The following is a 14,310-nucleotide window of genomic DNA, read 5'->3' as shown; positions in this document are numbered from 1 at the left end:
ATGCCGCGATGGATCGTCGCCTTTCTCTATCGCCGCGCAGCCGGCACGACAGTTGGAATTACTGGACTGATCTTCCCCCCCGAAAAAGTGGACTGGTTATGCTGCTTTTAACTCCATCTCGATCGGGGAAGATATACATCGCGGAGTGGAGCGGGGTTCGATTACAGAAGCTTTCGATGACGGCAAAGCTATCGCGCTGGGCCTCGGCGGGGTCCGGCGCTGACGATGATGAACGAGCTCGGACTTCAAGGTGTGGAATTCAAGGTGTGGAAGAAGCTCTCCATCGGGGCATTGTCGAAGCAGTCTGCCTTGCGGCTCATCGATGCGGTGAGGTCGGCAACTGCAGGGCCGCACGGTAGGCATGTACGGCGTAGTGCACGCCGCAATCGGAATAATGGATCAATCCGGCCTGTGGCCGTTGCTGCTGTTGGCTTGCCACGGTCAGCGCGGAGGAGGCGAGTTCGACCAACATCTGATCCCGCATCGCCCAACCGACGATCTTGAGGCTGAAGAGGTCCATGACCGCAGCCAGGTGCAGCCAGCCCTCCGCCGTCGGGATGTAGGTGATATCGGCAAGCCAAACCCGGTTCGGGACTGCGGCGGTGAAGTCGCGCGTCCCCTAGACCTTTACATAGCTTTCCGGCCCCCGCACGCCAGAAGGCCTACCGCTATGTCTGAGGCGTTCGCTGAGGCAGGGATCGACGTCCCAAGCCTCCTGTCCACATTTTGGCAAGCCAGTTTGGCCGGGCTCTCCCAACACGCAAGGAGCGCGAGGCAGGCTTTTCGGATTGACCCCACAGCATGTAGTTATTCGATTGGCGCGTATAGTTATCCGGAATCAGCGTTCGTACCCTGCTCAATGCGCGGGCCATCACGAATAAGGTTTGTGAAAGCGTGACGCCGAAAACTGCCCCGAAAAGTTCAGGCTTGGGATCAGAAATTAAAAAGGTGGCGCTACCTGCGCTTCATTCTTGGCTGCTTATCTGGGATCCCGACGCAGGTCGTAAATCCGTCGGTCTCGCGCGCGACAAGTCCGCACGGCACGGCCTTTACGATCTTGGTTGAAACGCCATCCGGGCCTACCGTGGTTAATCCTGGACCGGTACTCACCGTCGGCAATGTGCCGGCAGAATATGGAGCTGGCGGTGTGCCGGGCGGCGCATGCGCCCCGTTGGGGGGTGATTGGCTTGCCTGGGGTGCTGGAGCGGCACTAGATGGTGCTGGCGCCGGCTGTGGCTCAGCGAGGGACGGAGGACCAGGAAGCGGCGGGGGATGGCCTATTACGTCGCCTGGTGTCACGGGCGACTGTTGCGCCAGCACCGCTGGTGATGACAGGGCAATCGCTAGGGCCGCAGCAAAGCCCATCCGCATTGGAGCCTCCCAGAACCTGCTAGAGGCCATCCTAGCTTCAGGCCTTTCCTGAGACAATGACAAGTTAGACAGCCGCTTTGCGTTTGCCTCAAATCCGGACCCGACTTAGGCGTGTTGTCTTAGGCAGGCCCGGATGCAGGTTGGCGCTTGGCTCTCGCGCATTGAGGCATGGCGTGCAGAACGTTTGGGGGCAAGCCCGCCTACATGTCTCCGCCTGCGTGGAACTATTCGACATACAGGCTTGAGAAGAGGAGGCCTGGGTTAGCGCGGCTTGCCTGGTTCCGCCTGTCCAGAATCTAGAAGCACGGCGCCGAGGAATGCCAGCAGCACAGCGCAAACTTCGAGATACGTTCCTAGCTCCTACCCCGAGCGACGCGGTAGCGACCTTCCCCGGCAAAGTATCCTAAAGGTGAGTAGTCGCCCGTCTGTTCAGGTACCCTCCTTGATCTGATCGGAGATGACGTCCGCATGTTCCACAAACTCATTAGCCTCGCCGCGTGGGCTGCTCGCTTTCATCGCTTTTACGACGCTCGCGCCAATCCACGACAGGCCCATTTGTCGACGTCGGCTGGCGTTTGAACATTTTGTTGCGTTCGCGGCACTCGGCTTCCTGATTTGCCCGGACCTCCGCGCTGCAGCCCGGCCGAAGTAGTACTGGTGACTCGCGATTAGACCCAAGGCGAAGTGAACGTAGAGATCGGGATTGGGGCCTTCTGTGCCCAGCGATAAATAAAACCGCCAAACGCACCGGCGGTAAAATAACCAGCGTATCCATGGTCGAAGCAGGTAGGGAACTGCCTCGCAGGGAAACGTCAAGGAATGACCGCTACCTGTCTCGCTACGCCCCCGCTCATGGTTCCTGACTTCAGATCCTAGCGGGCAGTTGCCGCCCGTCTGGCCGGCTCAATGCATCAGGAAGCACGGAACGCCTAACCAACGCCAAAATAACTTTTCGTTAATGGCTGTCAGATTAAATTCACCTGCACCGCAGTGCAATAATTCAACGGTCAGGCACCAGGGGGCGTAAGTGGAACTGCTAATCGCTTCCTTTCTGGTCGGAGTTTTCTTTGGCGTTTACTGCAACTTCCTGATCTTAGTCCCCCTTACGCTGGCCACAATCATAGCCTGCGGTGCCGCCGCGGCGTCGCACGGCCAGACCATTTCCGGGGTGCTGTTGGCCATTCTTATTCCGGCGGTCGCCCTTCAGGGGGGTTACATGATCGGGCTGACCAGCCGCGACCTCCTGAGCCAACTTCTTTCTCGGCTGCATCTGGTACCTTCCAAACGCATTTAGGCTCAAAGCCGTTAGGCAGCCCACTTGCGCCACAGCAGGCTCACCAAAGAGGTTAATGGCCGGCCGGCAGCCCGCCTAACCGCCAAAAACCGCAAGCCAAACACGAAGCGAAAGGCCTTCTCGCTTTGCTAGCGATTTGAATGCCGGGAGACGGAGATGATTTTCTAGGCTCGGATCAACGCAGCGCTCTCACCTTGCCCTGCTGCGCACCGGGGATTTTGAAGTCCTCAATCCTGCCACCGGCCTTCAAAGCGGAAACCAGCCATCGAGGCTGTTTACCACGTCCAGACCAGGTTTCGGACGGCACTGCTGGATTCCGATATTTTGGGAAAACCCTGGGATAATGGCGCCGAGGACTCTTACGACCTGTTTTGGTTGATTTTACATCGACCGCAACCGATGCCTGCGCAATTTTTCCGCGGTTGAGTTGGACCAGCCGGTTTTCAAGCTGGCGCTTCTCCGCAATAATCCGCCTGGATAAAACAGCGGTGAGTTGCTCGTGGAGAGACCACAGATCATCAAGAGGCATCGCCTCAAGTTCCAACTTTTCCATGGGCTTCAACAATGTTTTCTGATTCGGATCCACGATAACATATTGACGTATTATCCCACGTTCAACCCACCTTCGCGCCCTCCCTGCTGGGGCAGTCTGCGCCTGTGGATGCGACGGGGTCAATCCGGCAACGACGACGGCCGGGAGCTACTTCTGGTTGTAGACAGGGCGATTGCCGCTAGGGCCACACTGTTTTGCGGGATCCAGAAAGAGCCAAGTTCGTTCGGCAACCCCTTCGAGTATGCTCCCGAGCGGTCTGGATCAACGACTTGCACGTGTTAGCCGCGTCGCTTCCTTGGAGCGCTTCGCACAAGGAACAATTAGACTCGCCATGTTGCAAGTCTCCCCGCCTCTGCTGGCTATATTCGGCGCGCGCCCGACCCTTTTCTGTGTGCTGAGCGCGTATAGGTTCTTGCCCGTGTGGGCCGGCGACCAGAACGGGTTGGGCCATGCGGCAGAAGTTCATCCAGATGCTGGCCAAGATGAAACCGAACCCGCCGCAGGTTGCTCAGGAGCCGGATTCGAATATCAATCTGAGATTGAAGCCAGTCACTGGTAGGCAGATCAGTCAACAGCGAGCGACAGGCAGATCGTGCGGATCGAAGCTGACCCAGCGATCGCCCAATTCTTGCCGGGAGCCTACTTTGTTCGAATTCGATACTTGGTGCGATAAATTGATCCACAAAACCACTCCTAATGTCCCTCGAGCAGGCATCCGCCAGCTATCGTATGTCTTGTTCGAACACTATTTCCCTTGATCAGGACTGAGCAAAAACGGTGCACCAAATATCTAAACTACTGCCCAGTTTTCAAGTGTTAACAGGAACATGGCTAACGCTGCCTTCGTATTTTTGGCTTTTCATTCGTATATTCTCGAAACCAATGCGGAGATTATCAGCGACGTTGCTTGGTGCGCCTTGCATCTGTTTTTTTGCTTGGTGGTGCTACCTTGCCAGCTTTGAATCGCATCGCAAGCAAACTTGTTTATTAAGCTTTCGTATGAAGGTTACTAACGAATACAATGAGACGACGAGCTTGTTTGAGAGCTTGTTGAGAGCTTGTTTGAGAGCCCGGTTGGTAACCAGGTTGTGAAGGCATTTGTGTTGGTCTTTCAGGAGCAGGGTCGTTGCAGACGGGCACTCTCTCACCTTTTACGATTTTAATTCAGGCCAGAGTTTCTTTCGCCATCGATTGTCGTCCTGATCGACATGCATGCTCCCTTTGGCGGTGAGATATGAAAATAGCACCGTCGATAGCCTTCGCGCTCCTGATCCGAGTGAATACTTCCGCGCTGGATCAGGCCAAGAATTTGCCTGCCAGCTAACTGGGATATGGTCACAACAAATAACAATATGATGTCAGGGAGGCGATAAATGGCAAAGTTCGTAGCGGCGGCTATCCTTCTGATGTTAGCGAGATCGACTGGGGCATGGGCCCAGGACTATCCCGCGAGAACAGTTACCATCATCGTTCCATTCGCAGCCGGCGGGCCCGCTGACGTCACGGGCAGGATCGTCGCCGATATTTTCAGTCGCCATCTCGGCCAGAAATTCGTGGTGGAGAATGTCGGAGGGGCCGGCGGCACCATTGGGGCGCTGCGCGCCGCTCGCGCTGCGGCTGACGGATACACGATCTTGTCCGGTCACCTGGGCACAAATGCACTGGCGTCGGCGTTTTATCCGAATCTCGGCTACGATCCACGGAAGGACTTCGAGCCGATCGGACTGACCGCCGAGTATCCCGAATTGCTGGTTGTCCGCAAAGATTTCCCTGCCAATAGTCTCAAAGAATTCATCGCCCATGCCCGATCCAATGCGAGCAAGCTCAATGTTGGGCACGCCGGCCTTGGCTCGGTATCCTACATCGGCTGTCTCCTTCTCAACTCGGCTATCGGCATCAAGCCGACTATGGTGCCGTTTACAGGCACAGCTCCGGTGTTGAATGCAATGCTGGCGGGTGAAATCGATTATGAATGCGATCCCGTGCTCGGTACATTGAGTCAGGTACGGGCTGGCAACGTCAAGGCACTGGCGGTCGCCGCCAAGAAACGGAGCTCAATGTTACCGGATGTGCCAACTTCGCACGAACAGGGGCTGCCCGAATTCGACTGCGCGCCGTTTTACGCGGTATTCGCGCCAAGCGGCACGCCGCAGCCAATTGTCGACAAGCTGGCCGAGGCCCTGAGCAAGGGCCTCAGCGAACAGTCGGTGCAAAAGCGGTTTGCGGATCTAGGCGCCGATATCGTGGAGCCGGACCGCCGCGGGCCAAAGGCCCTGGCCGACCTGGTAAAAAGCGAATCCGAGCGGTTGATGCCGATTCTGAAAGCTGCGGCGGAGAAATGAGGACACATCATTGGCAGCGCACCGCGCGCGCTACAGCGTTCGCATGACGCCGTCGAAGCCGGCATCGACTTTTCCGGATGCCGGACTAATGCCGCGAAAGATAGTCGGCGCGAACGGGCGCATCGGCCGATGGCGGCACATCAAGGCGCACGGCGACGCCCTCGAGCTGCGGGCTCGGGGACGGATAAAGCTTCATCACCAGTGGGTCGTGTCCTGGAACGATATGGCTTTCGTCCGGCGCTAGCGCCAGCAGACGGGCGAACCCTTCCAGCATTTCGCCGATATGCAGCGCGGTCGTAAACGGACGTTCCGCTGCCATGTTCTCGTAAAAATGGCTGACATCGGAGGCGAGTACGACAAATCCTCGGCGGGTCCTGACGCGAACGAATTGAAGCCCGGCGGAATGGCCGCCGGCCGCGTGTACCGTAAGGCCGGGAGCGAGCTCCGCGTCGCCATCATAGAACAAGACGCGTCGCGCATAGTTCAGCCGTACAATCCCGCAGATATCATCGACCTCGAATGAATGCGATAACCTCGGATATCGCATGAAGCGTCCCGTGGCATACGTCAGCTCGCGCTCCTGCAGATGGAATCGCGCGTTGGGGAAGCGGTCGAAATTGCCGACGTGGTCGTAATGCAGATGTGTAAGGATGACATCCTCGACCTCGTTCGCATTGATACCAAACGCACTGAGCGTCTCCACCGGGCAGCGCAGGAACGTCCGCTTTCGTTTGTTCGAGACTTCCACGTTGAATCCGGTATCGATGACAAAGGTACGGCCTCCGCCCCTTGCGACCCACACGAAGTAGTCCATTGGCATTGGCCCATCATGCGGATCGCCACCGATGAAATGCTCGCTCCGCCGCGCATCGCGGGTAGCATAACGGATGGCAAAGAGTTCATACTCCTCCTCGGCCATGATCAGGATTTCGTTTCAACTTCATTGAACGCCTCCCGCGCGTTTCGGAACGCATCGATACCCGAGGGGATGCCGCAATACACGGCGACCTGAAGCAGAATCTCCTTGATCTCATCCTTGGTGAGGCCGTTCTTCAGCGCTCCCTTGACATGCAGCTTCAGTTCGTGAGGCCGGTTCAGCGCTCCAAGCATCGCCAGATTGACGATGCTGCGGGTGCGGCGGTCGAGTCCAGGCCGGGTCCACAATGCGCCCCAGCAAAACTCGGTCGACCACTCCGCCATCGTCCGGGTGAATTCGTCGGCGCCTGCGATGGATTTGTTGACGTACTCTTCGCCAAGCACTTCCTTGCGGACCTTCAACCCCTTGTCGAACAACTCAGTCATCATCGGCTCCTTCCATTGTTTGAGTACGGCTTTCAACCGGCGGGCTCAGCCATGCACCCTCACCAGACTCGAGACGTCAGCAAGCGTGTCGAGACGCCAAACGTCGCCGATGATGCGATCGATATCCCAATCGCTTCCACCCAGCCGCGCGCAATCGCGCAATTTCGCTTCGATATCGCCATCCGACAACGGGTCGGCAAGACTGCCCCTTGCAGCCATCACGGCCTCGCTGAACGTCTCTCCGGACGCCAGTTGGATCGTGACGCGCGCAGCGCCATCCGGAAGCGAAGCGTCGAGCACCGCCCCTACCTTCTGACGCAAAGCCGCGATATCGGGCCGAAACACGATCGCGTCCGAGAATTCGGCGACACCGGCCGTACCCAGCAGCAGCGCGCAGGCGGCGCAATGATGAATGCTGACCCGCGCATCACGTTCGTTGCGAACCGGACGGTCGCCCCGCGCCAGCAGAAGCGCGGAGCCCTGCACCGTGATGAGGGCGATATCGTCGATGCGCCGGTTAAGCTTTGCCCGCAAATTGAAGCAGGCGTCGATCACGGCATGAAACACGATGCCCGCCGGATACGGCTTGTAGGTATTCTTCGCGATTTCCCAGGTCTTGCCGAGATTTCCCGTCAGACGCCCAATATCGGGTTCGTCTCCCATGGCGCGAGCCCAGCCCAGCGGCCCTTCAATCGCCTGTGGCGATGCGGTATAGTCCTCGGCCGCGAGCAACGCCGCGAATAGGCCATTGCGCGCTGCATTGCCGACACTGACATTCTTGGCTGCGCTCGGCAGATTTTCGACAATCCCCGCCGACTGACTGGCCGCAATTCCGATCGCATGTGCAATCTGGCCTGCCGAAAGCCCGAGCAGCCAGGCACAGGCAGCGGCGGCGCCAAACACCCCGCAGGTCGAGGTGATGTGCCAGCCACGTGCATAATGTCCCGGGGATACGGCGTTGCCGACGCGGCATTCAATTTCCACGCCGAGAGTGAATGCGGTGAGAACGGCTTGCCCCGAAAATCCTCGCGCTTGCGCCAACGAAAGCACGGGCGCCGCGACCGGCGCCGCTGGATGAATGATCGTATCGAGGTGGGTGTCGTCGAAATCAAGCAGATTGGCCGAAACGGCGTTGACGAACGCCGCGCCCATCGCATCGAGCCGTTCCGGACGGCCGATCACCGCGGATGTCGCAGCGCCGCTGAATGGCAATAGCGTCCGCAACGCGCCGGTAACGGCAGGGTCATTCGCCGATCCCAGCGCGGTCGCGAAGAAATTCAGGATCGAGCGTTTCGCCTCGTGACTTTGCGCCGCGACATCCGCCCACGCGATGCTGGCAACGAAATCGGCGAGCGTTGTGCTGGCGCCTTGCGCTTCATCTTGCCGCACGGAGCGAATTCCTCGGACCTTGTTTTTCCGACCCTATTCCGACGCACCGCGACCTGTCGACAAGAATCTTATGCTTGACAGATTGACTGACAATCTTGAAATTCGACGAAACGCGGCCGGGAGGCCCTGCCGCGACAAGAACAACGAACGCCCGCCTCAGGCGGCGCGACAAGGAGTGAGACGATGGCGGGAGAGACGATCGGCTTCGTGGGAACGGGCCGCATGGGTGGGCCGATGGCCGGACGATTGATGGATGCCGGCTACTCCCTGTGCGTCTACGACACGCAAAGCGAGGCCACCAATCCGCTCGTCGCGCGCGGGGCGCGTCTGGCAAAATCCCCAGCCGAGGTTGCTTCGTCGGCGGATATCGTGTTGGCGAGCCTGCCGACTCCCGACATCGTCAAGACCGTCACGCTGGGACCCGACGGAATCATTGCGGGAAACCGCGCCAGCATCGTAATCGACCTGTCCACCAGCGGCCCCGGCGCGGCCAAGCTGATCGCAGAAGGGTTCAAATCCAGAAATCTGACGCTGGTGGATGCTCCCGTCAGCGGCGGCATCAAGGGCGCGGTGAACGGCACGCTCGCCGTCATGGTGTCATGCCCCAAGGACACCTATGAGACGGTGCAGCCGATCCTGAAGCACTTCGGAAAACTGTTTTATACCGGCGACAAACCGGGCACGGCGCAGACTGCAAAGCTCGCCAACAATCTGATGGCGGCGGCCGCCCTGGTGATCACGTCGGAAGCGGTCGCTATGGGCGTCAAGGGCGGCGTCGACGCCAAGGTGCTGATCGACATCATCAATGTCAGCAGCGGCCGCAACAGCGCATCCGAAGACAAGTTTCCGCGCGCCGTGCTTCCCGGCACCTTCGATTTCGGTTTCACCACTGGTCTTTCCTACAAGGATGTGCGGCTTTGCATCGATGAAGCCGAGGCCATGGGTGTGCCAATGGTCTGCGGATCCGTGGTTCGGCAGATGCTTGCGATCACCAACGCCAAGTATGGCGCGTCGTCCGATTTCACGTCGATCGCAAAGGTCCTTGAAGAGTGGGCCGGTGTGGAAATGCGCGGCTAAGATCTGGGAAAGCCGAGCGAGGAACGATTGCGATGACAATCGGGTCGAGCGGATCGAACGAGACGCCTCTGGCGCGGCAACTGGCCCGCGCGTCGCTCGCCGTCGAGATCGGCCAATTCGACGAGAGCGTCATCGCCAAGGCCAAGATTTGCCTTCTGGACTTCCTTTCCTGCGCATTCGAGGCACGTCATCATCCGTGGAGCCGTCAGGCGATCAGCGTCGCGCGCCACACCGAGAACGGCGCGACCATCATCGGGACAAGCAAGCTTGCGACGCCAGGCGACGCGGCCTTCGCCAACGCGACGCTCGGCCATGGCTTGGTGCGCGAAGACATGCACGCCGCCAGCATCTGCCATCATGGCGTCGTGAACTGGCCGACGCTGCTCGCGCTGTCCGAACGAACGTCGCTGTCTGGCGCCACCCTGCTTGCGGCTGCGATCGTCGGCTACGAGGCCGGCGCGCAGATCGGGCGAGCCCTCTTCGACGCCGATCTGGCGCGCCTCTATCGGCCGACCGGCCTCGTCGCTCCGCTGGGAGCAGCTCTTGCGGGAAGTCGCGCGTTGGGTCTTACCGAAGATGCAGCGACGAGCGCAATTTCGGTTGCCGCCAATACATCGTCCGGCCTGAACGAATGGCCGCATGCCGGCGGTTCGGAGATGTATTTCCACCCGGGCTTTGCCGCCCGCAACGCCATCACGGCGATTGAACTGGCGGAAGCCGGCGCCTGTGCTTCGGAAACCATCCTCGAAGGCGAAGCCGGACTGTTTGCGGCCTACCGGCGCCAGCCCGCGCCTACCGGCATCCGTTTGTTTGCAGGCTCGGAGCCGGAAATCATGGCCGTCTACAACAAGCAGGTTCCTGCCTGCAATTTTGCGCAAACCGCCGCGCAGGCCGCGTTGCGGGCGGCTCGCGAGCTTAAGAATCCGGAAGAGATCGAGGCGGTTTCGATCCTCGTTGCCGAAGCGGCGGCGCGTTATCCCGGCTGCGATTCCCGAGGGCCTTACCGGAATGCGCTGCAAGCCAAGATGAGCATTCCCTTCAGCGTCGCCGCGGTGCTCGCCCGCGGCGCAATCGAAGAGGACAATTACGCAGAGATCAATGATCCCAAGATCCTGCGTCTGGTCGAGCAGACCGACCTGCAATGTGATTCCACCTTCACCGCCGCCTTCCCGGCTCAGCAGGGCGCCGAAATCTCGATCGTCCTGCGCAATGGAAATACGGTCCGGCGGCGCCTTGACAATGTCATAGCGGCCACGCCGCGGGAAATCCGCACCCGCTTTCGTCAGGCCGCCACTGACGCCATCGGTGGCAATCGCGCGCGCAGTCTGGAGGAGCTTGTCGACGGCTGCGAACTGCTGCCGGACAGCGGCGTCATCGCCAGACAATGCCGGCTCGAGCCGGCGGGGCGGCTGCTCCGGCCAGCATCATGATGAATGAGAACAAGAAGATAGGGGACGCAATGAGCAAACGAGGGCCGATGACGCCGGCAGCAAGTCCAAGTCCCATATTATTCCGCGTGATGCGAGGTGAGCGGTGACCGCAGCGCTCGAAGGATTTCTGCAGGCTTTGACCGCCGGGCTTCTGATCGGCGCGGTCTATGGCCTGATGTGTGTCGGGCTCGGCCTGATTTTCGGCGTCATGCGGGTCATCAACTTCGCCCAGGGCGACTTCATGATGCTCGGCATGTATTCGGCGTTCTACTTCTTCACCGCGCTCGGCGTGCAGGCCACTTTCGGCAACGCCATTGGGCCGTTCGTGGCAATTCTTCTTGCCGGTCCAGTGCTCGCGGTGTTCGGTTACGCGGTCCATCTCGCCCTGATCTCGCGCGTATCAGGCACGCGCACCACCTCCCTCGAGGGTGAAGGTCACTACGCCCAGCTCATTCTGACGCTCGGGATCGCGCTGATCCTGCAAAACGGCGGCCTGATCGTGTTCGGTTCGGTGCTGGCATCGATTCGCACGCCGCTGTCGAGCTCGGCCTGGGAGCTCGGGCCGTTGTTCCATGACGTCAGTGTCTTCGTCAACAAGGCGCGCGGCATCGACGCCGTAGTCTCCCTGGTAACGATGATACTGCTGACGCTGTTGATCACGCGATCGCGGCTCGGAAAGTCGCTGCGGGCCGCAGCCGATAATCCGACGGCGGCAACCTATATGGGGATCGACGTCGATCGCGCGCATCGGGTTGCCTTCGCGCTCGGCACCGGCATAACAGCGATTGCCGGCGGCCTGCTCGCCACCAACTATCCGTTTCATCCCTTCGTTGGCGTTGAATATGTCATCGTCATGTATGCCGGCGTCGTGCTCGGCGGCATGGGCAGCATTATCGGCGCCTTCTGGGGCGGCATGACCATCGGCCTGGTGCAGCAGATGTCGACGCTGGTGCTGCCGACGCAACTGCAGAACGCGGCGATCTTCGCCGTCTTCCTCCTGATCATCTTCTTCCGTCCGCAAGGCTTCTTCGGACGCATGGTCGAGAGGACGTGACGATGCAAAACCTGCGATCGCTCCTCCCCATTCTTGTTTTCACCGCGCTCTATGCTGCGCTGTCGCTGAGCGTCACCAATTCGTATTACCAGCTGGTGATGACGCTGGTGCCGGTGTGGGCGGTGTTCGGCTTATCCTGGAATCTGCTCAGCGGATATACCGGCCTGATCTCGTTCGGCCATGCCGCGTTCTTCGGAATTGGCGCCTACACCACTGCGCTCGGTCAGATCTATTTCGATCTTTCGCCGTGGATGCTGATCCCGATCGCAGCCATGCTTGGCGGCATCGCCGGGTTCCTGATCGGATTTCCGACATTCCGGCTGTCGGGACACTACTTCGCGCTGGCGATGCTCGCCTATCCGCTCGCCATTCTCTACGTGTTCGAATGGCTCGGCTTCCAGGAAGTTACATTACCGATCAAGCGCGACAATCCGATCGCCTACATGCAGTTTTCGGATCCCCGTCTCTACACTTTGCTGGCGCTCGCCATGATGCTCGGGACGATCCTGCTCACCCGGGTGATCGAAAAATCGCGGTTCGGCATGGCACTGCTGGCGATCAAGCAGAACGAAGCCGCGGCCGAGGCAGCCGGCATCAACACGTTGGCCTGGAAGCTGCGCGCCATCACCTTGAGCGGGGCGATTGCCGGGGCGATCGGCGGGTTCTACGCCGTCGTGCTGCTGGTGGTGACCCCGCAATCGGTGTTCGGCATGCTGGTATCCGCGCAGGCGCTGACGGTCGCGATGTTCGGAGGGGTAGGAACGGTCTGGGGACCGGTGATCGGCTCCGTGATCCTGATCCCGCTTGCCGAAACCCTCAACGCTGAGGCGGGTTCGCGCTTTCCCGGCATTCAAGGCGTGATCTTCGGTCTTGCGATCATATCGGTCATCCTGGTCGCGCCTGAGGGACTGTTCTGGAAATTGCGCGATTTCTTGCGGAAGCGCGTGACCTCGCCCGCTGCGGCGACCCCGAGCGCGCCAGTTCAACCTGCCGCCGCCATCGCCAGCCGGTCACGCCCGGAACGGCCTAAGGGCGCCGGCGAAGTGGTGCTCGAAGTCCGCAACCTGTCGCGGTCCTTTGGCGGACTAAAGGCGGTCCAAAACGTCAGCTTCAAACTGCGGCGCAATGAGATCCTTGGAATCATCGGCCCGAATGGCGCCGGCAAGACCACACTATTCAATCTGCTGAACGGATTCCTGCGACCCGGCACCGGCGAGATTCTGCTCGACGGGCGCGACATGTCAGGCCGCAAGCCACACGAGCTCTGCGAGGCCGGCATCGGCCGGACCTTCCAGATCATGCGTCCGTTCCTGCGTATGTCGATTTCGGACAATGTCGTGGTGGGCGCCTATGTCCGCGCCAGGACGGACGCCGAAGCAAAGCAGCTGGCGACCGAGGCGATCACGCGTGTCGGCTTGTCCGACATTGCCGACCGCATCGCCGGCGAGCTCACGACCAAGGAATTGCGGCTGATGGAACTGGCCCGTGCGCTCGCCGGGCAACCCCGAATCCTGTTGCTCGACGAAACGCTGGCGGGCCTCGGGCATGACGAAGCCAACGAGGTCGTGACGGTGATCCAGCGTCTCGCCCGCGACGGCATGACGATCGCGATCATCGAGCATACCATGCAGGCCATGGTCCGCCTGGTCGACAGTTTCCTCGTTCTCGATCATGGCGCAGTGATTGTGGAGGGCGAACCGGAAGCTGTCACGCGCGACAGCCGCGTCATCGAGGCCTATCTCGGCAAAAGATGGATGGCCCATGCTCCAAATTGAAGGGCTGACCGCCGGCTATTCGGCAATTCCGGTTCTGAACGGCGTCTCGATCAAGGTCGAACAGGGGCAGTTCGTCGCCATCGTCGGCCCGAACGGCGCCGGCAAGACCACGCTGTTCAAGACGATCTCCGGAATCGTGCGGCCGAGCGCCGGCACGATCACGTTCGAGGGGACCGACCTGTTGTCGATCCATCCCGCGCGCCGCCCGCATCTCGGCATCGCCCATGTCCCCGAAGGCCGACAGGTTTTTCCCTCGCTCACGGTGATGGAAAATCTCGAGATGGGTGCGATGACCGAAGCAGGCCACCGCGACTGGAAGCGCAACATCGAGCGCATCTTCGAATGGCTGCCCGTGCTCGCCGAGCGCCGCGACCAGTTCGCAGGAACATTGTCGGGCGGACAGCAGCAGATGCTGGCGGTCGGCCGGGGATTGGCGTCGTCGCCAAAACTTCTGATGCTGGATGAACCTTCGATGGGCCTCGCGCCCACGGTAGCCGATTTCATCTTCGAACGGCTGATCGAGATCCGCCGGCAATCGAAGCTGACAATTCTATTGGTCGAACAGCGCGTGGCGGAAGCACTGGAATCCGCCGATCACGGCTACGTCCTCGAAGCCGGTCGCGTCGCGCTCGAAGGCAACAACGAAACCTTGCGAGCGGACGACCGCGTGCGCAAGGCCTATCTCGGCATGTGACAACAAACGATCAACAAGCCATTGGGAGG

Annotated in this window: 11 protein-coding genes and 1 pseudogene; 7 read left to right on the top strand and 5 right to left on the bottom strand. The window is 60.0% G+C overall.

Translation table 11 applies throughout. The features are described from left to right. Nucleotides 1–316: 316 nt before the first annotated feature. Nucleotides 317–580: pseudogene (locus HCN58_RS29500) on the bottom strand (DDE-type integrase/transposase/recombinase); the annotation flags it as partial. Nucleotides 581–2,398: 1,818 nt separating this feature from the next. On the opposite strand from HCN58_RS29500, the gene HCN58_RS29495 reads away from it, so the two are divergent. Beyond that, complete coding sequence (locus HCN58_RS29495; protein ID WP_171582874.1) at nt 2,399–2,665, top strand: hypothetical protein; 267 nt, start codon at nt 2,399–2,401, stop codon at nt 2,663–2,665. A gap of 175 nt (nt 2,666–2,840) precedes the next feature. Here the strand turns inward: HCN58_RS29495 and HCN58_RS29490 are convergent, their stop codons facing one another. Then, nucleotides 2,841–3,218 carry an H-NS histone family protein gene (locus HCN58_RS29490; protein WP_171582873.1) on the bottom strand — a complete coding sequence of 126 codons (378 nt, stop codon included), beginning with the start codon at nt 3,216–3,218 and terminating at the stop codon, nt 2,841–2,843. 1,373 nt (nt 3,219–4,591) lie between these two features. On the opposite strand from HCN58_RS29490, the gene HCN58_RS29485 reads away from it, so the two are divergent. Beyond that, entirely contained in the window at nt 4,592–5,560 is a 969-nt protein-coding gene (locus tag HCN58_RS29485) for a tripartite tricarboxylate transporter substrate-binding protein (RefSeq protein WP_171582872.1), read from the top strand. Between the two features lie 85 nt (nt 5,561–5,645). Here HCN58_RS29485 and HCN58_RS29480 read toward each other — a convergent pair whose 3' ends face one another. From HCN58_RS29480 to HCN58_RS37225, 3 genes are read right to left on the bottom strand one after another with little or no spacing between them, the layout of a single operon-like run. Further along, nucleotides 5,646–6,479: an N-acyl homoserine lactonase family protein gene (locus HCN58_RS29480; RefSeq protein WP_171582871.1), complete on the bottom strand. Its 834-nt coding sequence runs from the start codon at nt 6,477–6,479 to the stop codon at nt 5,646–5,648. A 2-nt stretch (nt 6,480–6,481) separates the two neighbouring features. Then, entirely contained in the window at nt 6,482–6,865 is a 384-nt protein-coding gene (locus HCN58_RS29475; RefSeq protein ID WP_171582870.1) for a carboxymuconolactone decarboxylase family protein, read from the bottom strand. 42 nt (nt 6,866–6,907) lie between these two features. Then, nucleotides 6,908–8,251 carry an MmgE/PrpD family protein gene (locus HCN58_RS37225; RefSeq protein ID WP_171582869.1) on the bottom strand — a complete coding sequence of 448 codons (1,344 nt, stop codon included), beginning with the start codon at nt 8,249–8,251 and terminating at the stop codon, nt 6,908–6,910. 126 nt (nt 8,252–8,377) lie between these two features. On the opposite strand from HCN58_RS37225, the gene HCN58_RS29465 reads away from it, so the two are divergent. The 5 genes from HCN58_RS29465 to HCN58_RS29445 all read left to right on the top strand — a co-directional run bounded on the left by HCN58_RS29465 (nt 8,378) and on the right by HCN58_RS29445 (nt 14,281). Continuing rightward, complete coding sequence (locus HCN58_RS29465) at nt 8,378–9,328, top strand: NAD(P)-dependent oxidoreductase (protein ID WP_283814648.1); 951 nt, start codon at nt 8,378–8,380, stop codon at nt 9,326–9,328. Between the two features lie 32 nt (nt 9,329–9,360). Further along, nucleotides 9,361–10,758 carry an MmgE/PrpD family protein gene (locus tag HCN58_RS29460; RefSeq protein WP_171582867.1) on the top strand — a complete coding sequence of 466 codons (1,398 nt, stop codon included), beginning with the start codon at nt 9,361–9,363 and terminating at the stop codon, nt 10,756–10,758. 103 nt (nt 10,759–10,861) lie between these two features. Next, nucleotides 10,862–11,812 carry a branched-chain amino acid ABC transporter permease gene (locus tag HCN58_RS29455; protein ID WP_171582866.1) on the top strand — a complete coding sequence of 317 codons (951 nt, stop codon included), beginning with the start codon at nt 10,862–10,864 and terminating at the stop codon, nt 11,810–11,812. Nucleotides 11,813–11,814: 2 nt separating this feature from the next. Continuing rightward, on the top strand, nt 11,815–13,587 hold the full coding sequence (locus HCN58_RS29450) for a branched-chain amino acid ABC transporter ATP-binding protein/permease (RefSeq protein WP_171582865.1): 1,773 nt from the start codon (nt 11,815–11,817) through the stop codon (nt 13,585–13,587). Continuing rightward, nucleotides 13,574–14,281, top strand: coding sequence for an ABC transporter ATP-binding protein (locus HCN58_RS29445; protein WP_171582864.1), 708 nt, complete (start codon nt 13,574–13,576; stop codon nt 14,279–14,281). Before HCN58_RS29450 ends, HCN58_RS29445 begins: the two co-directional genes overlap by 14 nt. Nucleotides 14,282–14,310: the final 29 nt, after the last annotated feature.

Origin of the sequence: Bradyrhizobium australiense (assembly GCF_013114825.1) — a bacterium.
Classification (GTDB): Bacteria; Pseudomonadota; Alphaproteobacteria; order Rhizobiales; family Xanthobacteraceae; genus Bradyrhizobium; species Bradyrhizobium australiense.
The sequence above is the reverse complement of the archived record's forward strand: the minus strand, read 5'-3'. Positions and strand labels throughout refer to the sequence as shown.

Coding starts and splice junctions, on each gene's coding strand:
- HCN58_RS29490 (WP_171582873.1), bottom strand. CDS start 3,218: ATGGAAAAGTTGGAACTTGAGGCGATGCCTCTTGATGATCTGTGGTCT.
- HCN58_RS29485 (WP_171582872.1), top strand. CDS start 4,592: ATGGCAAAGTTCGTAGCGGCGGCTATCCTTCTGATGTTAGCGAGATCG.
- HCN58_RS29480 (WP_171582871.1), bottom strand. CDS start 6,479: ATGGCCGAGGAGGAGTATGAACTCTTTGCCATCCGTTATGCTACCCGC.
- HCN58_RS29475 (WP_171582870.1), bottom strand. CDS start 6,865: ATGATGACTGAGTTGTTCGACAAGGGGTTGAAGGTCCGCAAGGAAGTG.
- HCN58_RS29460 (WP_171582867.1), top strand. CDS start 9,361: ATGACAATCGGGTCGAGCGGATCGAACGAGACGCCTCTGGCGCGGCAA.
- HCN58_RS29450 (WP_171582865.1), top strand. CDS start 11,815: ATGCAAAACCTGCGATCGCTCCTCCCCATTCTTGTTTTCACCGCGCTC.
- HCN58_RS29445 (WP_171582864.1), top strand. CDS start 13,574: ATGCTCCAAATTGAAGGGCTGACCGCCGGCTATTCGGCAATTCCGGTT.